The organism is Labilithrix luteola, from assembly GCF_001263205.1.
Taxonomy (GTDB): Bacteria; Myxococcota_A; Polyangia; order Polyangiales; family Polyangiaceae; genus Labilithrix; species Labilithrix luteola.
In genome coordinates this window covers 742,331-763,529 of the sequence record NZ_CP012333.1, presented here as the reverse complement: position 1 = coordinate 763,529, position 21,199 = coordinate 742,331, and the positions used below count along the sequence as shown (strand labels likewise).

Genomic DNA, 21,199 nt, shown 5'->3' with positions numbered 1-21,199 from the left:
ACGTTCCCGTTCTCGACTTCCTCGTAATAGATGGCACCTGCGAGGTTCGCCGGTGCGATCGTCCACGTGCGCGTGACCGGCAGGTACGCTTGCGTGGCGTCCTTTCGCTGCACCGAGATCGTCACGTCGCCGGACACGGATTCTGCGAGCTTGGTCCAGATGTCCGTCCCGACGTTCGGGAAGTCGTAGCGCGAGGGCGGCGGGAGCTTGCCCCATGCTTCGAACTCGAACGTCGGGCTCGTCGCGTGGACATAGTAGACGTCGTCGGCGCTTCCACCGTTCCACTGGAGCGTCGGGCTCGAGAGTCCACGCGGGAATACGGTCTTGTCGTACGGGTAGAGCATCTTCAGCGCGGGGTCGGCCGTCGTCGCGGTCCCGAACTGCTGCTTGATCGCCGGCGCGAGGCTCTGCGGATCCGAAGTGAAGTGCAGCTTGACGGTGGCGGTCGTCGTCGCGGTCAGCGCGCCGGCTTGGAAGGTGATCGTGCCCTTGCCGCCGAGTTGACCGGTGGCCTTGAACGCTCCCGTGGCCGCGTCGAGACCGGCGAGCTCGGAGCGATCGAAGCTCCACGTGCCCGTGACGTCGACGATGCTGCCGCTCTTCCTCGTGCCTTTCGCCACGAAGGCAGTGGCGGAAGGAATCACGCCGTCGAGGACCTCGATCACCGGATCGGCCGGGCTGATCGCAATCGTTTCGACGGGATCCGAATCGACGGCCCCATCGACGGGGGCCGAGCCGTCCGGCGTCGGGTTGGGCGAACCCGAATCGCCATTCCCCTCGAGGATGGCTTGCGGGGCGTCGTCACCGCCGCAGGCGAGGGGGGCGAGCGCACCAAGCATGAGAGCGACGGAGCCGAAGGCGAGCGAGCGTGACGCGAGCATGACCGCGCATAGTACGCGAGTCACGATGCGCTGCTTTCGGTAGATTTGGTGAGGCCGGCGCATCTTGAGGCGCCGCTCGCCCGTTGCGCGTCGCAGCATGGGCGTATGGGCAACTGCGAGCCGGCCATGGAGGCCGCTCTGCCGTCGTGTTATGCAGCGGCCAATCGTTTCTGCGGAGGATACTTCGAATGAATCGTAAGACGCTCGTCGGTGCGGTCATCACGTTGGTTGGTCTCGTCCCGCTTCTGGCCAACTGCGGTGCCGCTGGGGGCCTCGGTGACGTCGCGGGGAAGGCAGCCGGTGTCGCGCCCGGTTTGGGGGGTAAGTGTCCGGATCTCACGAAGCCCGAGTCCATCTTGGCCTTCGACTTCGCCGAGAACTTCAAGCTGAGTGCGGAAGCGGGCGCCAAGTTGAAGGCGTCGACGGCTGCCGCCGTGGAGCTCAAGGGCTTCGCCGATCAGATCGACGCCGACCTCAAGGCCGGCTGCGGTGGCATCGCGAAGGACCTCGGCGCGGGCGCGGACTTCAAGGACGGCAAGGCCGCCTGCGACGCCGCCCTCAAGGCGATCAACGACACGAAGGCGAAGCTCGGCGCGAGCGCGAAGCTCTCCGCCGTCATCGAACCGCCGAAGTGCGCGGCCGACATCCACGCCTTCGCCGACTGCGCGGGCAAGTGCGATGCGAAGCTCTCGGGCGGCAAGGCCAAGGTCGAGTGCGAGCCGGGCAAGATGTCGGGCAAGTGCGACGCGAACTGCGAAGGCTCCTGTGACGTCTCCACCGCCGCCAAGTGCGACGGCACCTGCTCGGGCAGCTGCGATGCGGAGATCAAGGGCGCCTGCTCGGGCAAGTGCAACGGCAAGTGTGACGGCAAGGACTCGAAGGGCGCAGCCTGCGCCGGCACCTGCGAAGGCAAGTGCGAAGGCGGCAGCGTCAAGGGCGAGTGCAAGGGCAAGTGCGGTGGCGAGTGCAAGCTCAAGGCCTCCGCGAAGTGCGAAGGCACCTGCTCCGGCAAGTGCAGCGCCGAGTTCAAGGAGCCGAAGTGCACCGGTGAGGTGAAGGCTCCCGAGATGAGTGCAGACTGCAAGGCTCACTGCGATACCGACGTCTCGGCCAAAATGACCTGCAGCCCCGCGCGCGTCGGCATCACCGCCACCGGCACGGCGGACGCGAAGGCCTTCGAGAACCTCAAGGTGACGCTCGAGAAGAACCTCCCGCTCGTCCTCAAGGTTGCCATCGGCATGGGCGATCGCGCCGGCACCGTCGCTGCGAACGCGCAGTCGGTCGTCGAAGGCACGATGTCGACCATGAGCTCGCTTGCCGGCTCCGGCGGCGGACAGGCGGCACTCACCACGGGCCAGCTCACGGCCTGCCTCGGCGACACCTTCAAGGGCGCCATCGCAGCCGCCGGCAGCATCAAGGCCAACGTCAGCGTTTCGGCAAGCGTCTCGGCCAGCGCCAGCGGCAGCGCGAGCGGCGGCGGCAAGGCCGGCAACGCGGCGACGCTCGCTGCGGAGTGATCCGAATCGACACGAAGTGACCCGAGAGGGCTCGGCGGAGGTCGAGCCCGACGGCTAGGCGAGGGGTGCGGCCCGACGATGGACGCGCCCCTCGATTCTTTTGTCGACACGCCCATGGGCGTCGGACCAAACCAGACTATGTCACTTGGTACCCAAAGGACTTCGAGGACCAAGGCCGCTGACGGGCCATGGCATCGAGCCAGGAACATGAAACGCGGCATCATGAGACGACGGTCGAGCGCTTGAGGTATCTGCTCGTGCTGTCGGTCGGTTTGTTGGCGGGGATGCTGAGCGGCATCGTCGGCACGGGCTCGTCGATGCTGCTGATGCCTGTCCTCGTCGCGTTGTTCGGGCCTCGACACGCCGTGCCGATCATGGCGATCGCCTCGATCATGGGGAACTTCGGCAAGGTGCTCGCGTGGCGGCGCGAGATCGACTGGCGCGCGTGCGGTGCCTATTGCGCGACGGCGGTGCCAGGCGCGGCGCTCGGCGTGCGGACGCTGCTCGCGTTGCCACCCCATACCGTCGAATTGGCGCTGGGAGTCTTCTTCATCGCGATGGTGCCGACACGACGCTGGCTCGCGCGCCGCGACTTTCGGTTCTCGTTGTGGCACCTGGCGATGATCGGCGGCGTGGTCGGATTTTTGACCGGCATCGTGGTGTCGACCGGGCCGATCACGGTGCCCGTGTTCATGTCCTATGGACTCGTCAAAGGCGCGTTTCTCGCGACCGAGGCTGCCGGCTCACTCGCCGTGTACGGCGCGAAGGTGGCCACGTTCAATCACTTCGGTGCGTTGCCGCTCGCCATCGTCGCCAATGGGCTGATCATCGGCTCGTCGTTGATGGTCGGCTCGTACGCGGCCCGCCACGTCGTCGTGCGGATGAGTCCGGCAACCTTCAAGCTCGTCGTGGATGGCCTGATGTTGTCGTCGGGACTGTCGCTCTTGTGGGAGGCGGCGCGCTAGCGAGCCCATAGGCCTACTCGACGCAGGTGAGAGCGTCGCCGCTGGCTGCGATTCGGAAGATGGGGGCCGGACACGATGCTTTGCAGAGGTTGCCTTTGCAGTCCGGATCGGAGCGCCGTGGCAGGTCGTAGGAGCACCCTCCTGGCCCGCACGACCAGGCGATGCCGGTCTTCGGATCGCTTCCCTTCGTCGTCGGTGCCGCGATGACGCACACTCCGGTTAGATTGACGAGACCCGCGCCGCACTGGGCCTGCACCGGGCATACGCCATCGCTGCGCGGACTGCCGTCGGGACAAGGCGGAGTGCACGTACTTCGGATGCTGTCGGGGACGAGGCCGGGATCGCACGTGAGCGCGCCTCGCGTTCTTCGCCGTTTCTGCGCATCGCGGAGCACCGGCTCGGCATCGACGACGAGCGCCTCTCGAAGGTGCTTCATCAGCGTGGTCGCGTGAATCCACGCATAACCACCGTCACCCCAGGCCGTGCCCCAGCTATTGTGAAGAAGGAAGTAGACCGCGTTGGCGAGCGTCACGTAGCCCGCGAGCACGACCGCATGGCCGCCCTCTGCTTTCTCCGCCGTCCAGTGCGGGACGTAACGCGCACCCGGACGTCCGGTCGCGGCAAAGACCTGTGGCAGCTCGAGCGCGACGACGACGTCTTGGCCGGCAGCGAGATGCTCACGCAAATCGTCGACGTCCGGATCGGTCAAATACGTGACGTCGGTGAGCATGACGGACTCGTCGGCATTGGCGGACGCGACGCGTTTCGGATCCGGAAGTAGGCCGCAGCCCTCTTTCGGCGGCTTGCTTCCCGGTTCGCATGCGACCCATCCCTTTGCCGTCCGTTCGTCGAATGGCCAGCTCGTTTCGGACGCGAGTGACTGCCCAAGATTCGCGCCGATGGCCTTCTGTGCGTACGGCGAGCGATAGCGTGACCAGATCTGCATCGCCGAGACGTTCGACGGTTTGCCCGTCCACCGTGCGACCGCGTGATCGATCGCGGTTGCCAAGGAAAACGCGGTGCATGCCGGTGATGATCGTTGATCTCGGACCGGCCCTTCGAGCGCGACGAACCGATTGTCGACGACACGAGGAAGAGCCGCGGCGTTGCCCTTGAGAAGACGCGGGCTGACCAACTCGCGAGCGCCCTGCTCTTCGCGACCGAAGAGCAGTCCATTCTGGGCGCATGGAATCGCGACGGTCATCGCGCCATTCCAGGTTGCCCCTCCGCATCCCGAGGCCGACGCACGGACGGGCAGCGTGATCCCGAAAGGGAGCTTTGCGCTCGCCTCCTGCTTTTCCAGGATGGGCAAGTCGGGCAGAGGCGGGATTGGTGGCGCAGCACGCGGGCGAGGAGGCGTCTTCGGAGCGCCGAGCTCTTTCGAGGCGACCGGAGCCGGCCCGGCGTCGTCGGCGGCGGGCAGTACGCGTTTGCATGCGAGCGTGCCCGTCGTCAGAACTGCGGAAGTGAGGAGGAGGAAGAACGAGGTTCTCGACATGCGTAAGCGAAGGGCCTTCAAGATAGCGAACCGATGCGCTCAGGACATCACCGCGCCAAGCCGCGGGTCGGCATCGAGTGAATTTCTTTGCATCATCGACGTGTGGTCGGCGTCGAACGAAGACTCGTTGTCGGCCTCCTCGCCAACCCGCGTTCGACAACGCCACGGCTGTGCTCGCACCGTTCACCAGCATGGGACGGGACGTGATAGTCAACGACGGGTGAGCCCGCTCCCGCTACGTTCTTCGCAACCTCGAAGCTCGACCATGAAGAAGCTCCTTTCCGTACTCTTCGCTGGCGTCCTTGCAGCTTGCAACGCCAGCAGTAGCAACAGCGCGGGCGACACGACCGACGACGGCAAACCGATGAATGTCGTCACCGTCGACATCTCGGGTCGCGTGAACAAGAGGATCGAGGCGCGAGGGGACGCAGCCGGTCTCGGCTACATGAAGTTCACCAAGACCGAGATCGACCTGTTCACGATCACGGCTGCCGAAAGCGTGGAGGCGGGCCCCGCGTACGAAGCGACCTCCGGTGTCTCGATCGTGCAGCTCACGCTCGGCGAACAGGTGTTCGCCGGTACCCTCGGTACAGGCGGATCGGTGCGCGTCGAGGAAGGTGAATCCACCAAAGACTACAACGGTGGGAATTACTGGCTCTTCTTCGACACCGATGTCGATCACGCCAACAGCAAGGTGCACTTGACGCTGACGGACATCACCGACATCGGTGATTACGTGCGGCTCACCGGTAGCTTCCGTTACAACGCCGCGTATGCGCCGTCCGAGCTGAGCGACGAGTGCGTCTTGGATGCCGTGAGGAACTCGGGACGCCAGCCTGGGTACAACGCCCAACTGTGCGAAGCCGAAGACATCAAGGTCAACGCAACGTTCACCGTGTATCTCGACAAGATTCTGCAGAAGTCGGAATGACGTTCGCGTCCTGACGGCAAGGCGCTCGGCGAGGAGCCGCCTCAGGACCGTGCGCGGCGTCGCTTACGACCCAGCGCGCCCAGCGCGTGATCGGTGACGGCCTCGATGAACGCCGGATCGCGAAGGCGCTCGAGCGCCCCGAGCATCGCGGCGTCGGCGATGCCCGTGACGGCATGCACGAGCATCCAGCTCGCGAGCTCGAGGTCCTGGACGCCGAGCTCTTCGCGATGCTCCTCGAGCATGCCATGCACGAGGCGGTGGACCTCCTCGGCCAGGTGCGCGGCCATGCGGCGCTTGTCGAGCCGAGGCGCTTGACGAGCGAGCTCGGCACCGAGCTTGGCGCGGGCGGCCTTCTCGCGGAAGAGCGCTTCGATGAGCGCCGACGTACGCACGTCGAGCGATTCGCCGCGTGAGCTCTCGATCGAGGTGGCCAGCTTACTGACGATGCGCGCGAACTTGCGCTCGAGCAAGGCGTAGAGAAGAGCGTCTTTCGACGGAAAGTACTGGTAGAGCGAGCCCACGCTCGTGCCGGCGCGAAGCGCTACCTTGGTGGTGGTCATCTTTTCGAAGCCCACGGTTTCGAGAACCTGAGCGGCCGCTTCGAGGATGCTTTCCATCGTGTCGTGCGCACGTTGCTGGCGAGGCTGCTTTCTAGGCAGAAGCGGGCGATTGGCGGCGGTCGACATGGGGGAGTCCAAAAGCGAATAGCAGAACGTGAACAAAGCTTCATGTTTTGTCGGTGCGCGGCCACGGGCTCGATCCCGAGAGCTGACGCGAAAGGAACCACACGATGAAAGTCTTCGTCACGGGCAGCACGGGTCTGCTCGGCAACAACCTCGTTCGTGAGCTTCGGTCGCAGGGCCATGACGTCGTGGCGCTCGCGCGTTCGGTCGCGAAGGCCGCGCGCATGCTCGACGGGACTGGCGCGCGCGTGGTCTCCGGCGACATGCGTGACGTCGATGCGTTTGCCGACGAGTTGCGCGAGTGCGATGCGGTCGTTCACACCGCGGCCTACTTCCGGGAGTACTACTCACCGGCCGAAGGAGGCGAGACGCACGCGGCCGCGCTCGATGCCGTGAACGTCAAGGGCACGCTCGCTCTGCTCGACGCCGCCGACAAGCTAGGCGTGCAGCGTTTCATTCACGTCGGCAGCTCCGGAGCCGTGGGCGTCAACCCCGATGGCTCCCCTGGCGACGAGACGACGCCGCCGAGCGCCGAGCAGCTCTCGAATCTCTATTTCCGGAGCAAGGCGGAAGGCGACGCGAAGATCGTCGACTTCGCCGCCCGCCACGAAATCGCCGTGATCGAGATTCTTCCGGGATGGATGTGGGGACCCGGCGATGCCGGCCCGACGGGGGCCGGTCAGCTCTATCTCGACTTCTGCAACGGCAAGATCCCGGGGGCGCCTCCCGGTGGTTCGTGCACGGTGGACGCGAGAGACGTCGCGCGCGCGATCGTTGCCGCCCTGACGCGCGGTCACGCTGGCGAACGCTACATCGTCGGCGGTGAGTTCCGTACGCTGCGCGAGATCCTCGATGCGCTCGCCGATGCCTCGGGCCGTCCACGCCTGCGTTTCGCCATTCCAGCGCCCGTCGCGCTCGCGATGGCGCACGGCTCGGAACTCTGGGCGAAGATCACGCGCGGCACCCCGGCGATCCCGCTCGAGGGCGTGAAGGCGATGCTCCTCGACCAGCGCGTCTCGTCGCACAAGGCGCAGCGCGATCTCGGAGCGACGTTCCGCCCTCTAGCCGAGACCATGCGCGACGTGGTCGGGTGGTACGACCGCAACGCGTGGGCGACCGCCGGCGCGAAGAAGTCCGCCGATCGCCCGACCCAGCAAGCCAGCTTGGCCTGAGGTCAGAGAAGCTCGGTTCGCTTCTGTGCCTTGAGCGCTTCGATGACGAGGCGCACGTCCTGCGCGCGTTCGCGGGGCATGACCAGCACGGCATCGTCGGTGTCGACGACCACCAGGTCCGAGACGCCGACGAGCGCGACCACCTTCTTGGTCTTGCCGAGCACGCGAACGAGGTTGTTCGCCGCGTCGACTGCGACCGTGCCTGCGTCGAGGGCGTTGCCCTTGTCGTCTTTCTCGCCGAGCTCCCAGGCCGACTGCCAGCTGCCGACGTCGTTCCAGCCGAAATCTCCCGGGACGACGGCGAGGCCGGACGCCTTCTCCATGACACCGTGGTCGATGGAGATGCTGGGGAGGGTGGGGAAGACGCCCTTGAGAACGCTCGTCGCGTCCGGCGTCGATGCCGCTTCGCTGATCTTCGCGATGCCGGCGGCGAGCTCGGGAAGGTGCTCGGCCACGAGCTTTTGCATGTCGCGTGCGCGGAAGAAGAACATGCCCGCGTTCCAGAGGTGGCGGCCGCCCTTCAGGAACTCTTCGGCGCGTTCGCGGTTCGGCTTCTCGACGAAACGCGAGACCTTCTTCGCGCCGCCCGCCTCCGCATCGCCCAGGGCTTCGCCGACTTCGATGTAGCCGTAGCCGGTCTCCGGGCGCGTGGGAACGATGCCGACGGTGGAGACGTTGCCGCGCGCAGCACTCGCCAGCGCGCGTTCGAGGACGTTGCGGAACCCGGGCTCGTCGGTGATGAAGTGGTCGCTCGGGAGCACCATCACCAGCGCCTCGGGATCGAGCTTCGCGATCACGTCGGCCGCCCAGGCGATGCAGGGCGCGGTGTTGCGGGGGGAAGGCTCGCAGAGGATCTGCGCGCGAGGCACTTCGGGAACGGCCTTGGCCGTGGCCTCGGCGAGGTGCTCGCCGGTGACGACGACGACGCGATCGGGCGTGACGAGAGGAGCGAGGCGACGGACCGTCGCCGCGAGCAGGGGCTCGTCCGAGCCGCCTGCCAGGGGCAAGAGCTGCTTCGGGCGGAGCGACCTCGAAGCGGGCCAAAAACGGGTGCCCGCGCCGCCTGCCATGATGACCGCGTAGACCTTCGACATGGCGCGCAGCATGGCAAAAAAGAGCCGAAAAGTCGCGCAATAGCGGAGAGTCTCCTATTCGATGGGGTGTGCCCCCCAAGGATGCTCGACCTGCGGCAATTCGCGTGATGGCAGCGGCTCTGCTCGTGGCTCTGGCCACGCTGGGCCTCGTGGCTTGTCAGCGCGACGTCGTGCCTCCTCTGGTGGAAGTCACGGAGATTTCTCCGCGTGAAATCGAGGTCGGCGACCGGCTCGAGCTTCGCGGCGGGGGGTATCCCCAAGGCCGTCCCGCCCATTTGACGTTCCGCGGCACGATTCACCGGCCCGGCGACGGGGCGCTCTCCGGGGTGAGCATCGACGCCGACGGTACGGTCACGGGGGCCGACCGCGTCGAGCTCCCCGTTACGGATGCGCTCGAAGAGCGCTTCTGCGGACGAGGCGACAGCGCCTCCCACGCGACGTTCCGTGGTGACGTCGACGTGGCCTTTTCGTCGAACACGCCCGGTGCCCCTCCGCTGGTCGGTGTGCTGCACGGCGTCGTGCTCGATGTTCGCCCCGCCTCGGTGCGAGCGACCGTCCTCGAGGCGCACGAGAAGGAGGGCACGCGCGTTCTCTCGTTCCTCGGCGTGCTCGCGGGCCCGAGCTCCTCGCGAGGGATCCCCGTCGAAGGCGTGACGCCCGGCTCCCCCGCCGATCGCGCCGGAATCCAGGCCGGCGACGTTCTCTCGGAGATCGATGGCGTTCGCGTGGCGCACGTCTCGGACTTCATTCCGTCGTCGTCGCGCGCGACCAAGCTCGTGGTTCGTCGCGGGGACACGGGAGTGGAGGACGCCAAGTCGATTCCGATGATCGGGTACGCCACCGAGCGCATTCCGGTCGAATACGCACCGGCGCTCCTCGTCGTCGGTCTCGCCCTTGCCGCGCTCGTCCTCCTCGTTCTTCCGGCGCCCACCGTCCTCGGCGCCGTCGAGCTTCGCATCGCGTCGCGCCTGCGCACGACCACGTGGTCGGCGGTCGTGCAAGCCCTGGCCGGCAAAGGTGCCGCCGCATGCGCGTTCGGTCTCGCCTCGATTCTTCTCTCCACGTTTGCCCTCGGTCCTCACGTGATCGCCGCGGAGCTCGACGCCGCCGTGCTCTTGGTCTGCGCGATCGCGCTCGTTCTCACGTCGCGTGTGATGTCGGCGCGTGGCTTCGTGGGCTCGAGCGTGGCCGCGGCCAAGGTGCTCGGCATCGCCCTGGTGCTCGCCGTCTCGGTGGTCGGCGTCGTGGTCGCGACGGGCGCGCTCTCACTCTCCGAGATCGTCCGCGCGCAGGGCGGAGCGCCGTGGCAGTTCGGCGCCGCGCACAAGCCGGCCACGTTCTTGCTCGCGCTCGCCTACCTCGGCGCTCTGTTCTTGCTGGTTCGTCCGAGCATCGAGGGGCCGGTGCTCGCTCTCACCCTGGCGCCGCCCAAGGCGGCGGCGGGATCGCGCGCTCGCGGCGCGGTCGTCCTCGAGCGTCTCGGACTCCTGGTGGCGTGCGCGCTCGGTGTCGCCGTGTTCTTCGGCGGCTGGCAGCTGCCGGGCGCCGGAGTGGCACGCTCGCTCGGGCTGCAGCTCCTAGCGGCCGTCGTCTTCGTCGTGAAGACCTGGGCTCTCGTCGCCGTGCTTCGAGGTGCAGCGTCGATTGCCTCGCCCTGGACCACCAGCGACGCGCGCTCGTTCGTGCTTCGACGTCTCGTTCCGGTCCTCTTCGCGGGCGCACTCGCGGTGGTGGGCTCGCGTCGCCTCGCGCCGATGAGCCCGTCGCTCGAGCTTGCAGCAGGAGCGGCGATGGCGTTCGCGATCGCGCTTCTCGCCGTGCGCTCGATGGTGCGCGTTCGTGGTGCGATGCTCCGTCCGGAGCCGCACGCCAGCCCGTTTCTCTGAGGACTCGCCTGCGCGGCTTCTCGGTTCTCAGAGCCGAGCCACGAGCTCGTTCAGATCGGCGATCACGAGCTCGGGACCGGCCGCGCGCAGCGCGTCGTGCGAAGCAATCGCGCCGTCGACGGCGACCGTGTAGCAGCCAGCGGCCTTGCCCGCGCCGACGTCTTGCGGGCCGTCGCCTACGAACCACACGTCACTCGGGGCGAGCTTCATTCGGTCGAGCACGGCGAGAATCCCCGCAGGGGACGGCTTGAGAGGTCCGTCTCCGCCCCAAACCTCCTCGAACGACGCCCGAATTCCCAGGGCATCGAGGAGGAGCAGCGTGATCTCTCGCGGCTTGTTCGTCACGAGCGCGGAGCGCAGGCCGGTTTGTAGCGCCGCTCGCGCGCCCGGCAAGAGCGTGGTGTGGACACAAGGATGCGCCGCGTAATGCGCCTTGAACGTGGCGAGTGCTTCGCCCACGAGCGGATCTTGCTCGGGGAGCTCGAACGCGCGAGCCACGAGAAGCCGCGCGCCATCACCGATCATCGTACTGACGCGCTCGATGGGAAGGGGGGCTCGACCGTGCGCGACGAGGGCAGCGTTGCACGCCTCGGCGATGTCTCGCCGGGAATCGACGAGCGTTCCGTCGAGGTCGAAAAGCAGAGCCTTGGGGCGGACCATTGCGGGCCAGTCTACCCCGCAACTCCGCGGCGACGATCGAAACGGCAATCGAACGCTGGCGAACGCTGGCCGGTCCACTTGCGCTATCCTCCGCGCTCGGTAGAGCCCATGTTCGAGACCGCAGGCCTCCTCCGCATCGCCGAGCCGAGCGCGTCTCTCGTGTGGCTGGTCGTCCTTCCGTTGCTCTGGGCGGCCTTCGCGTTCGCGAGCGCGATCTTCGGTGTACGCCGACAAAGCGTGCGCGCCGTCGCGCTGGCAGCTTCGAGCGGCATCCTCGTGCTCTCCACGTTCGAGGCCATCCGTCTCGCCGAGCTCGGTCCCGGGCGGGTGATCGAACAGCACGTGGCCACGCTCGTGCGCCTCGGGCAGCTCGACCTCTCGATCGATCTCGCTGCCGACTTCGGAGCGATCGCCTTCACGATCCTCGTCGGCATCCTGGCCGTCGCCTCCGTGATTCGTTCCTACGCCGACGTCGATCGAGCGCGGCCGACGTCGCTCGGGTGGACGGGGATTCTGGTGGCGGCCTCGCTCCTCGTCCTTCTCGCCGCCGCGTGGCCGCTCGTGCTCGTGGGTCTGGGGCTGGCCACCGTTGCGGCCTGGGGCATGACCGGCGCGCCCGGTGTCTCGCGCGTCGCCACGGCGCTGACGGGCGATGGACTCGCGCTCTTCGGCTTCGTGCTTCTCTTCTGGTCGCTCGGTGGAACCTTCGGGGGTGGAGGTTTCGACCCCGATGCCCGCCCGCGGTTCGCCCTCGTTGCCATTCCGGACGTCACCGTGCCGGACGGGAAGTCGACCGTCTCCATGTCGACGTATGCGGGCGCGTTCGTGACGTCCGATGACGGGCCACCGCTTCCCGGCGAACCTCTGCGGTCTCCCTTCACGGTGACGCTCGAGCCGGGCGTTCACTCCTTCGAGATCGATGCGGGCAGTGCCGTTTCGCAGCTCCTCGTGACCCACGTGACGCTCGCAGCAGGACGGGCGTACGCGCTCGCACCGTTCGGACCGACGACCAGCTTTCGCAATCTCGCGGATCAGCTCGCCGTTGCACGGCCGAACGTCTCGTCGCCATCGACCGCGCGCGTGACGCTCGGCGAGCATCTTTTGTTCGGCGTTCGCACGTCGACCTTCGTGGTGCTCCTCGTGGCGCTCGGCGCCCTCTTGCGCCTCGTTGCCTCCGCTGCGGCGCATGCGCAAAATCCGTTCGAAGCGATCGTCGCATTCGCGCTCGTCTCGCGGGTCGCGTTACTGATCGACAAGGATGGTCTCGGAGCGCTCGCTCTCCTCGGAAGTGCGTTCGCGCTCCTCTTCGCACTGGACGCCGCCTCGCGCCATCACGTTCGCGGCGTCTTCGGCTCGGTGCTCGCGGCGGCCGCGGCGCTCTCCATCGCGTGTCTCGGCGGTGCGGGAACGAGCGCTTCGTTCGTCATCCTCGGCTCGGTGGCGCTCGCTTCGTTCGCGGCGACGATCGAGGTCGACGCGGATGTTCGTTGGCTCGGCGTCGCCGGCGCCGCGATGGCCGGATTGCTGCCTTTCACCGGCGCGTTCGCGGGGTATGCATCGCTCGCCGGCTCGTTGCTGGTCGGCGCGCGCACGGGCAGCCTCGCCTTCGGCGTCTCCGCGCTCTTCCTAGGCCTGACGGTGGTGAGCGTCTCGTACGTTTGTTTTCGTATGTATGATGCAGGTGTGCCGCCCTCCGCCCTCGGCGCGGAGGAGCGCGTTCGCCGAGACAACCAGAAGCGCGACCAGAAGCGCGACCAGGGGCGCGTGGCGAGCGCCCTGCAGATCGGTCTTGCCGCTGGCGCGCTCTTTGGCGGTGCTCTGCTCGGTGCGGGCACGTCGCCTTACGGTGGACGCGTCGTTCCGCTGGTTCAACGCGTCTTCGGCGACGTCTCGCTGGCGCCGAGCACGGGGATCGCGACGGCCGCCGCGTTCTTCGCGCTCGCGTGCGCCGTCGTCGGGCTCGTCGTCGCGCGAAGCTCGCCAGGCGCAACGGGGGCAGGCGAAACGGGGCCAGGGTGGCTGCGCGCGGTGGTCACGTCACCGGCGGCCCTCTTCGCTCGTGCCACAGGCATCGGGCGGAGTTCGGCAGGCTTTCTTGCCTCGTCGGTCGATGCCATGGACCGCGACGTCATCGACGACGTCTTCTTCGCCTTCGGGAGGTCCGTGCTCGTGGTGGCTTCGGGCGTGCGGCGCGCCGAGCGCGTCTTCGGCGGTGCCGCCGCAGCGGAGGCAGAGGGCCGAAGCGGGCCGAGCCGGGTGAGGTGGGGGAGCCGCGTCGTGAGCCAGTTCGAAGATCGGCTCGGTCTCGACAATCCGCGGATCGCAGAGCGGCTCCGATTCGTTCTATTGTTCGTGATGGTGGCCCTTCTCGGTCTCATCCTGCTTTTCGCGGTGCTGCTCGGCTGAGCGCGATGATTCAAACACGCATCCCAGCTTCCCCTCATGCGCCTCGCGCGCTTCACTGGATTCTGCTGGCGGTGTCCGCGCTCGTGCTCCTGGCCGCTTCCGCCGGTGCCGCGCGTGCGGAGGATGGTCGCCGGGCAGGCTCGGTCCGGCTCGAGGCGGGGGCCGGTCACGGCGGCCGAGGACCGATCGAGCTCCAGGCCCGGGACGGGGCCTTTACAGGTGAGCTCGTCATCGCGAACGAAGGGAAAGAGCCGCTCGTCGTGTCGCGTATCGCCGTGCGCGGCGACGCGGCGGACCCTCGTACGCCCCCCAAGCTCATCGTCAAGCCCGACGGGGGCGTCCTCCCGTTCACGATCGCACCGGGCGCTTCGAAGAAGGCGATCGTCCAGTGGGCCCCCGAGCGCGGCGTGCGGCTGCGTCAGTTGTTCGGCCACGTCGTGGTCACGACGTCCGACGAGTCTGCGGGCGAAGTGGCGATGGGCGTTCACGCGCAGGTGCCGGGTTTGCTGGGGCCGCTCGAGGCGCACGTCCTCTCGCTGCTCGTCGGCGTGCCCGTCCTCGGCGCGCTGATCGTGCTCCTTTTGCGCGCGTTCGGACGCTCCGACGATCGAACGACCAGCCAGGTCACGACCGTCGCGCTCGTCGTCCAGACGTTGCTCGCGCTCTATGTCTATCGAGGGTTCGCGGGCGACGTCTCGCGCCTCGACGGCAACGACGGCCTTCAGTTCATCGAGCACGCGGTCTGGATTCGTCCTCTCGCGGCCGAGATCTTCTTGGGCGTCGACGGCATCGCGGCGATTGCGCTCCTCGTCACCAGCCTCGTGGCCCTCTTCGGCCTGCTCTTCGATCGTCGCGGTCCCCGAGGCGCGCCCGGTTACCACGCGGCGTATCTCGCGCTCGCGGCGTCGGCGGCAGGTGCAATCTGCGCGATGGACGGGCTGCTCTTCGTGATCTTCACGGCGGTGGCCGTCGTCTCGGCCACGGTGCTCGCTTCGGGCCGGCTCGGCGCTCGTCATTCGCATGCCGCGTTGCGCTTCGGTGTCCTCGGCCTCGTCGCCGTGTTCGCGCTTCTCGTGGCGATCGTCGCAGTCTCGCGTCACGCCGATGCGACCTTCCTCGTCGACGGAACGCGCACGGCCACGTCGTTCAGTCTGCCCGAGCTCTCGCGTGTCGCCCTCGGTTCGAAGCAGGCAACGCTCTTCGGCGGAGCCCTCGTCAAGGTCGCCTTCGGTTTCGTACTTCTCGCGAGCATCGTTCTTCTCGGCGCGTTTCCGCTCCACGGCTGGCTCGCCCCGGTCTTGACCACGGCGCCTCGAGCCGCCGGGGCCCTCGTGTCGGCGGCCATGCCGGCCATCGGCATCTGCGCGCTCCTTCGCCTCGGGTGCGCCGTCCTGCCCGAGGGGATGCGCAGCGCGTCGGGCATCGTCGTGGCGCTCGGCGCGGTCACGTCCGCCTATGGAGCGTTCGCCGCGCTCGCCCAAACGGATCTGAGGCGCCTCGCGGCCTACGCGAGCATGACCCAGATCGGTTTCGTGCTTCTCGGGGCCGGGTCGATGACGCCGCAAGGCCTCTCGGGCGCCATCGTCGCCACCGAGGGACGTGCCGTCTCGATGGCGCTCTTTCTGCTCGTCGTCGCGGCCGTCGACGATCGGGCACACACCGACGACGTCACTGTGCTCGAGGGGGTCGGTCGTACGATGCCCGGCTTGTCGGCCGTCATCGCCGTCGCTGCGCTCGGTCAGGCAGGGGTCATGGGCTTCGGCGGCGCGTGGGGCCCGCTTCTCGCGCTCCTCGGTGCGCTTCCGAATTACGGACCGCTCGCCCTCGTGTCGGTGGTCGCTCTGCTCGTCCTGGCAGTGGCGCACCTCCGCGTGGTGTCGCGACTCGTTTTCGGGCGGCTCGACCCTTCGTGGGAGAAGAGCCCGCTGCTCGAGGCCTTCGGAGGGCGCTTTCCCGATCTGACGGGACGCGAATGGATGGCCATGGCGCCACTCGCGGTGCTCGTCGTTCTGCTTGGCTTGTGGCCGGCGCCGCTGCTCGGCGTCACGACCGGGACGGTGCGCGACATCGCGAACGCCGTGAGCCCGCCAGGGGCCGAGCAGATCGCCACCTTTCTCTCCTCGTTGATTCGTCGGGTCTGAACGGACCGCCGCACGCGTCGGCGGGGGACGGTGGCGAACGCACAAAACGAAAAGCCCCCGGATTGCTCCGAGGGCCTTTCGAGATCGAGAAGAAGAAACTTACTTCTTCGCGGGGGCCTTCTTGTCGGCGGGGGCGGCCGCGGGCTTCGCCGCGTCCTTCTTGTCGCCAGCGGCGGGCTTCGCCGGAGCGGCCTTCTCGGCGGGCTTCGCCGCGTCCTTCGGCACGCCGCCGAGAACGAGCGTCACGAGGGCAGCGGCCTTCTTGGCGCCGGCGCCGCCTTCGAACTTGCCGAACGACTCGCTCTTCTTGCCGAGCGTGATCGTCGCCGTGCCGTCGTCGCCGACGGAGATCTTCGCGTCGTCGCCGACGATGTCGTCGCCGACGAGCTTGAGGCCGCTCTTGACGTCGCCCGTGAGCGCGCCGTCCGAGCCGACCGTCACGAGCGTCTTGCCGCTCGCGTCTTCGACGTGGTCGCCGGAGATCTTGAGGAAGGGCTTGCCGTCCTGCTGGATCGAGCCGTCGCCCTTGATTTCGAGAGCCTTGGTCTTGCCCTTCTTGGCGGGCGTGAACTTCATCGCGGCAACCGCGATGCTCACCGGAGCGGGCGCCGGCTCAGCCGCGGGCGCGGGAGCAGCCTCCGGCTTTGCTTCGGCCGTGGGGGCCGGGGTGGGCTCCGGGGCGGGCGCGGCCGACGCGACCGGTTCGGTCTCGGGCGCCTTGGGCGCGGGGTCGGATCCACCGCACGCGGCGGCAAAGAGGATTGCGGACAGAGCGAGCGGCAGAGTGGTGCGGAACATGGCGGGCGACGCTACTCCAAGCCCATGCGCGGGACAAGGATCCACAACACGCGATTCGAAACCGTCACGGTGCAATTTTGCGGAATTTCAGCGACGAAAGGGGGTTGAAAACAGGGGGCTGTCGCGCGGGTGTGAACGCCAACGAGCTCTAGAAGACCACGCCGACCCACAAGATCCCTTGGATCCTCACCCAGCTCGGTTGATGGAGCTCCCGGCGTTCGCCGGTGGCCGTCTCCGCCACGAAGGTTGGTCGCCTCAACGTCGGTCCCACGCGCGCGTCGAGCCCGATCCTCAGTGGTGTGCTTTGCACGTACTCGAGGCCGACGTCCCCGAAGACGAAGCCGGTCCCGCGCTCGGGACCGCTGACCCCTCCGGGGTTAGTCCGCCCGCCGCTCGTCGCGGCGATTGGGGAGTACGCCCTGCCACGACGCGTGCTCCACCGCTTGGTGGACCTGGAGCGCCCTCAGGAACGCATAGCCGGCGAGGAAGCCGCCGACGTGCGCGAGGAAGGCAACGCCGCCGCTGGCCGCGTTGGCATGGAGCGCATTCCAGAGGTTGGCGACGAAGAACTCCGCGATGACGAACCACGCAGGCAGTGAGAGGAAGAATCCCCAGAAGAGCCAGAGCAACGGAACGGGATTGACGACACGAATCGGGGAGCGCGGATACAGCACCCCGTACGCGGCGAGGACGCCCGCGATGGCCCCGGACGCACCCACCATTGGAATCGTCGCGTGCGGAGAGCCGGCGATCTGCGCGAAGGCCGCGGCGAGGCCACACGAGACGTAGAACAGCGCGTAGCGGCCGTGCCCCAGTGCATCCTCGACGTTGTCGCCGAAGATCCAGAGAAAGAGCATGTTTCCGGCGATGTGACTGAGCCCGCCGTGAAGGAACATGTGCCCGAAGAGCGATGGTAGGGAGGCGAGCGGATGCGCGACGAAGTTGGCGGGCACCAGCGCGAGCCCGTCGAGAAAGCTGCCGTCGTGCGAGGTCGCTTCGCCAGCCACCTGCGTGATGAAGGCCGCGACGTTGAGGCCGATGAGCATCCAGTTGACGAACGCCGGCGAGCGCGTCGGAAGGTCGTCGCGAACGGGAAGCATGTCAGGCCTCCACGCGCCCGAACGTGGGCTGGACGGCGTTGTCGACCCGGCCGACCCGGCCGACCCGGCCCGGTTCACTGCCGCGATGAAGAATCGGCATGGCGAGACGCTAGCTCGATTCGAGCGCCCACGTAGAACGCTTTGCACCGTCCGCGCGGCCCGCGGTGTCTTCGATTCCCGCCACCGAGAGCTCGGCCTCGCCCGCGCTCGCGGACGCCTACTGTCGCGATCTCCGTTCGACTGTTCAGTTCGCGCAACTGGGTTGGGCTGTCAGGCAGACCCTCACTGCTTCGTGAGCGTATCGTGGCCGGAGGCGTGGCAGTCGTACGTGACGATGGTGTCGCCATCGCAGAGGGCTGCGTAGTCGTGGAGGTCTTCTTCGTAGGCCTCTGCGAACGTCACGCCGTCGCCGGCGAGCGTCAGCGTGTCGTGGGTCAGGAGCCATGTCGAGGGGACGCCTCCGTCGTGCCGGTGACCGCCAGTGCCGCCGTCGCTCGGACCAGCGCCCCCGTCGCTCGAGCAGCCGCCGATTTGTGGGCCCTGTGGCGAGCACGTCTGCGGTGCCGAGAGCGAAGCGACGTTACCGGTCACCGCGTACGTGAACGAGCAACCGGCGCCCTCTTGATGAACGGTGATCGTGCCAGGCGTCGCGCCCTCTTCGATGTGCACCACGCTTTCCTTGTCATCGAGCGGCATGCCTTCCGCAGGCCAATTCGGCACGCCGGGACAGGTCACGAGGCTCGAGCCTTCGGTGACCTTCCACGTGCCGACGAAGTGCGACCTATCGCTTCCACTACCGGCGTCGTGATTCGGATCCGACGAGCTCGCGCTCGCATCGTCGGACGTCGGAGCATCGTGCGGCGCGGAAGACGAGTGGCTCGAAGAGCAGGCCGCAAGAACCGTGAACGAAAGCCGGAAAAGGGAGCGTCGCATCGGAACCTCGACACTCTTCGTGGCCACCCTCATGCCTTCGTCTCGAAAAATCGGCAGCGTCCGACTCGCCCTCCTATTTTCTGCGTGCGAGAACGACGATTCGTGGCAAGAGCAGCGCGATGACTCGGTGCTGGCTTCCGGCATCCTTCCTTGCCGTAGCGACGTTCGCTCTTTCGAGCCGCGCCTCTGCGGAGCAGGCCGTCGCGCTGTCGTGGAATGCCGAGCCTGGGTGCGCGCCCGCGGCCGAAGTCGCGCGCAGGATCGACGAGCTCGTGGGACCGAATCACGCCACCGAGGCTCTCGTTGCCAACGTCGTGATCACATCGCGCGCGGAGCGATGGCATGCCGCGATCACGCTTACACGCGCCGGAACGTCGAGCGAACGTGCGGTCGACGGAGAATCGTGCGCGTCGGTCACCGACGTCGCCGCTGTGATCGTGGCGCTTGCGGTCGACCCGAGCGCTGCCGAGCCCGCGAGCGAACCTCCACACCCGGTGCCTGTCGTCCTCACGAGCGCCCCGCCGAGCCAGGAAAAGCCTGCGCTCGTCGAACGAACGCCCGCGCCGTCGATCTACACCGGCGCGTCGTTTCTGGTCGACGGAGCCATGCTGGCATCCACGGCCGCTGGCGCGGAGCTGTTTGTCGGATGGCGCCATCGCAACCTACGCGTCGAGGCCGATGCCGCCTTCCTACCCCCGCTTCGGGCCACACTCCCAACGAACGGCGGGGAAGGGGCCGAGTTGTGGTTGCTCCACGGTGGAACGCGCGCTTGCTGGCTCCCCATCGCGGGGGGCTCGACGTCGGGCCATGCGCGGGGGTCGGTCTCGACATGGTGTCTGGGCAGGGTTTCGGGGCGGTCAGCACGACGAGCACGACGATCTGGACCGTCACCTCCACGCTCGCCGCGATGGGCGCTGTGCGTCTCACGGAGCGGCTCTCCATCCATGCCGGGGCCGGAGCGCTGATTCCCTTTGCTCGCCCGTCGTTCGTCATCGAGGGCCCCGGCTTCGTGCATCGTCTCCCCGTGGCATCGGTTCAGATGTCCGCCGGAGCGGAGCTGCATTTTCCTTGAGGCTCCGGCGAAGGCCCGGCCACTAAGGGGATGTCATGGGGATCGTCGTGCCCATCGCGGACGTGCGCGCCGCCGCATTGCCCCTTGTCGAGCCGGACGAAGTGCCGAACTTCGAGCGTCTTTACGAGCAATATGTCGACTTTGTCTGGCGCAGTGCTCGGCGTCTCGGCGTCTCCGATGACGCACTCGACGATGTCGTTCAGAAGGTTTTCCTGGTCGTTCATCGCCAGCTCGGAGGTTTCCAGGGGCGCGCCTCGTACAAGACGTGGATCTTCTCGATCCTCCTCCGCGTCGTTCAGGATCACCGGCGCTACCTGCGACGCAGGGTGCCGAGCTGGCTCGTCTCCGCGGATGACGCAGGTCTCGACCACGTGGTCGACACGGAGCGGCCGAGTCCCTTCGACGCCGTGGTCCAGGCCGACGCCGCGCGGCTCGTCGAGGAGCTGCTCGGCGCACTCGACGACGACAAGCGCGCCGTCTTCGTGCTCGCGGAGCTCGAGCAAATGACGCTCCCGGAGATCGCGCAGGCCACGGGCGTCAACGTCAAGACGATCCATTCACGGCTTCGCGCGGCTCGCGCCGAGTTCGAACGTGCGGCCGACCGGTGGCGCGCGCGGGAAGCACGGAGGGCGCGATGAGCGAGCTTCGTTCCGACACCCAGGCGCTCCTCTCTCGAGCGCGCGAGGCCGGTGGCATCCCCGTCGAAGACCGCTCACGGCTCAAGACCGCCATCTTCGCGCAGGTCACGGCGGCGTCCGTCATGACGACCGCGAGCGCCGCGGCGGCGACCAGCACGGGGGAGCCGCCAAGCTCGTCGCGCTCGGCGTCGTTCTGGGGGCGCTCGGTGCAGGTGGCGCGATGCTGTCGCTCGAATCCAGGAGGCCGAGCGAGGCGAACGCTCCGTCGCCGCCGGCCGTGACGAGCGCGCTTTCGACGACGCCGTCGCCCGCGTTCGTCGCGCCGGCACCGCCCGTCACATTCGCTCGAGAGCCCGCGGCGAAGGCCGCATCTTCCCCGGCGTCGCCGCCCGTGCAGGTTGCGCCGAGGTACGTCGCGCCGCCGTCGTCCAGAGTCGAGGTGCCTGCGCTCGCCGAGTCCGAGCCCGCGTCACCGCCACAGGCACGCGCGGCCTCGTCCGAGGCTCTGGCTCAAGGCTCCATCACGGAGGAGGCGCGTCTTCTCCGCGAGGCCAATCGAACCCTCAAAGGCGGCGACGCCGAAGGCGCACTCGCCATTCTCGCGCTGCACGCGGAGCGGTATCCGCACGGCGTCCTCGAGCCCGAGCGCTCCGCGGTTCGCGTCTTTGCCTTGTGCGAAGCGGGCCGGAGGGAAGAAGCGCGCGCGGCGGCGAACGCGTTCCGGGCAAACCACGGAGCGAGCCCACTCGGCGCGCGCGTCGAAGGCGCGTGCAGCGCCGCCAAACGTGACCCGTGATGCCCACCTCGAACGTTGAGGAAAAGAG

General features: G+C 67.8%; 18 protein-coding genes. 11 read left to right on the top strand and 7 right to left on the bottom strand.

What is annotated here, in order from left to right; translation table 11 throughout:
- Window positions 1-1,069: 1,069 nt before the first annotated feature.
- Window positions 1,070-2,398, top strand: coding sequence for a hypothetical protein (locus tag AKJ09_RS03535; protein ID WP_146645765.1), 1,329 nt, complete (start codon window positions 1,070-1,072; stop codon window positions 2,396-2,398).
- 242 nt (window positions 2,399-2,640) lie between these two features.
- Window positions 2,641-3,363, top strand: coding sequence for a sulfite exporter TauE/SafE family protein (locus tag AKJ09_RS03530; protein ID WP_146645764.1), 723 nt, complete (start codon window positions 2,641-2,643; stop codon window positions 3,361-3,363).
- 13 nt (window positions 3,364-3,376) lie between these two features.
- Here the strand turns inward: AKJ09_RS03530 and AKJ09_RS03525 are convergent, their stop codons facing one another.
- Entirely contained in the window at window positions 3,377-4,861 is a 1,485-nt protein-coding gene (locus AKJ09_RS03525; RefSeq protein WP_146645763.1) for a C1 family peptidase, read from the bottom strand.
- 265 nt (window positions 4,862-5,126) lie between these two features.
- Between AKJ09_RS03525 and AKJ09_RS03520 the strand changes: the two genes are divergently transcribed.
- Window positions 5,127-5,792, top strand: coding sequence for a hypothetical protein (locus AKJ09_RS03520; RefSeq protein ID WP_146645762.1), 666 nt, complete (start codon window positions 5,127-5,129; stop codon window positions 5,790-5,792).
- Window positions 5,793-5,833: 41 nt separating this feature from the next.
- On the opposite strand, the gene AKJ09_RS03515 is transcribed toward AKJ09_RS03520, so the two are convergent.
- The gene (locus tag AKJ09_RS03515) at window positions 5,834-6,409 is read right to left on the bottom strand and encodes a TetR/AcrR family transcriptional regulator (RefSeq protein WP_205633584.1); all 576 of its coding nucleotides are present in this window, start codon (window positions 6,407-6,409) and stop codon (window positions 5,834-5,836) included.
- 173 nt (window positions 6,410-6,582) lie between these two features.
- Between AKJ09_RS03515 and AKJ09_RS03510 the strand changes: the two genes are divergently transcribed.
- The gene (locus AKJ09_RS03510) at window positions 6,583-7,647 is read left to right on the top strand and encodes an NAD-dependent epimerase/dehydratase family protein (RefSeq protein ID WP_146645760.1); all 1,065 of its coding nucleotides are present in this window, start codon (window positions 6,583-6,585) and stop codon (window positions 7,645-7,647) included.
- A gap of 2 nt (window positions 7,648-7,649) precedes the next feature.
- Here AKJ09_RS03510 and AKJ09_RS03505 read toward each other — a convergent pair whose 3' ends face one another.
- Window positions 7,650-8,753, bottom strand: coding sequence for a mannose-1-phosphate guanylyltransferase (locus tag AKJ09_RS03505; protein WP_240488381.1), 1,104 nt, complete (start codon window positions 8,751-8,753; stop codon window positions 7,650-7,652).
- Window positions 8,754-8,848: 95 nt separating this feature from the next.
- On the opposite strand from AKJ09_RS03505, the gene AKJ09_RS03500 reads away from it, so the two are divergent.
- A complete protein-coding gene (locus tag AKJ09_RS03500) occupies window positions 8,849-10,627 on the top strand; it encodes a PDZ domain-containing protein (RefSeq protein WP_146645758.1) in 1,779 nt (592 codons plus the stop codon).
- Between the two features lie 27 nt (window positions 10,628-10,654).
- Here the strand turns inward: AKJ09_RS03500 and AKJ09_RS52645 are convergent, their stop codons facing one another.
- The gene (locus AKJ09_RS52645) at window positions 10,655-11,287 is read right to left on the bottom strand and encodes an HAD family hydrolase (RefSeq protein ID WP_169927222.1); all 633 of its coding nucleotides are present in this window, start codon (window positions 11,285-11,287) and stop codon (window positions 10,655-10,657) included.
- Between the two features lie 108 nt (window positions 11,288-11,395).
- Here AKJ09_RS52645 and AKJ09_RS52640 point away from each other — a divergent pair, with 108 nt between their 5' ends.
- Entirely contained in the window at window positions 11,396-13,693 is a 2,298-nt protein-coding gene (locus AKJ09_RS52640) for a hypothetical protein (protein WP_169927221.1), read from the top strand.
- A gap of 5 nt (window positions 13,694-13,698) precedes the next feature.
- The gene (locus AKJ09_RS03485; RefSeq protein WP_146645755.1) at window positions 13,699-15,834 is read left to right on the top strand and encodes a complex I subunit 4 family protein; all 2,136 of its coding nucleotides are present in this window, start codon (window positions 13,699-13,701) and stop codon (window positions 15,832-15,834) included.
- 99 nt (window positions 15,835-15,933) lie between these two features.
- Here AKJ09_RS03485 and AKJ09_RS03480 read toward each other — a convergent pair whose 3' ends face one another.
- The 3 genes from AKJ09_RS03480 to AKJ09_RS03470 all read right to left on the bottom strand — a co-directional run bounded on the left by AKJ09_RS03480 (window position 15,934) and on the right by AKJ09_RS03470 (window position 18,665).
- On the bottom strand, window positions 15,934-16,632 hold the full coding sequence (locus AKJ09_RS03480) for a hypothetical protein (protein WP_146645754.1): 699 nt from the start codon (window positions 16,630-16,632) through the stop codon (window positions 15,934-15,936).
- 377 nt (window positions 16,633-17,009) lie between these two features.
- The gene (locus AKJ09_RS03475; RefSeq protein ID WP_146645753.1) at window positions 17,010-17,732 is read right to left on the bottom strand and encodes a rhomboid family intramembrane serine protease; all 723 of its coding nucleotides are present in this window, start codon (window positions 17,730-17,732) and stop codon (window positions 17,010-17,012) included.
- 282 nt (window positions 17,733-18,014) lie between these two features.
- Window positions 18,015-18,665, bottom strand: a complete 651-nt coding sequence (locus AKJ09_RS03470; protein ID WP_146645752.1) for a hypothetical protein — start codon at window positions 18,663-18,665, stop codon at window positions 18,015-18,017.
- An 829-nt stretch (window positions 18,666-19,494) separates the two neighbouring features.
- Between AKJ09_RS03470 and AKJ09_RS03465 the strand changes: the two genes are divergently transcribed.
- From AKJ09_RS03465 to AKJ09_RS03450, 4 genes are read left to right on the top strand one after another with little or no spacing between them, the layout of a single operon-like run.
- Window positions 19,495-19,737, top strand: a complete 243-nt coding sequence (locus AKJ09_RS03465) for a hypothetical protein (RefSeq protein ID WP_205633583.1) — start codon at window positions 19,495-19,497, stop codon at window positions 19,735-19,737.
- Window positions 19,738-19,772: 35 nt separating this feature from the next.
- Entirely contained in the window at window positions 19,773-20,375 is a 603-nt protein-coding gene (locus tag AKJ09_RS03460; protein WP_146645750.1) for an RNA polymerase sigma factor, read from the top strand.
- Window positions 20,372-20,656 (top strand): hypothetical protein, encoded by a 285-nt coding sequence (locus AKJ09_RS03455; protein WP_146645749.1) that lies wholly within the window; start codon window positions 20,372-20,374, stop codon window positions 20,654-20,656. The genes AKJ09_RS03460 and AKJ09_RS03455 overlap by 4 nt, the downstream gene beginning before the upstream one ends.
- Window positions 20,653-21,171 carry a hypothetical protein gene (locus AKJ09_RS03450; protein WP_146645748.1) on the top strand — a complete coding sequence of 173 codons (519 nt, stop codon included), beginning with the start codon at window positions 20,653-20,655 and terminating at the stop codon, window positions 21,169-21,171. Before AKJ09_RS03455 ends, AKJ09_RS03450 begins: the two co-directional genes overlap by 4 nt.
- Window positions 21,172-21,199 lie beyond the last annotated feature (28 nt).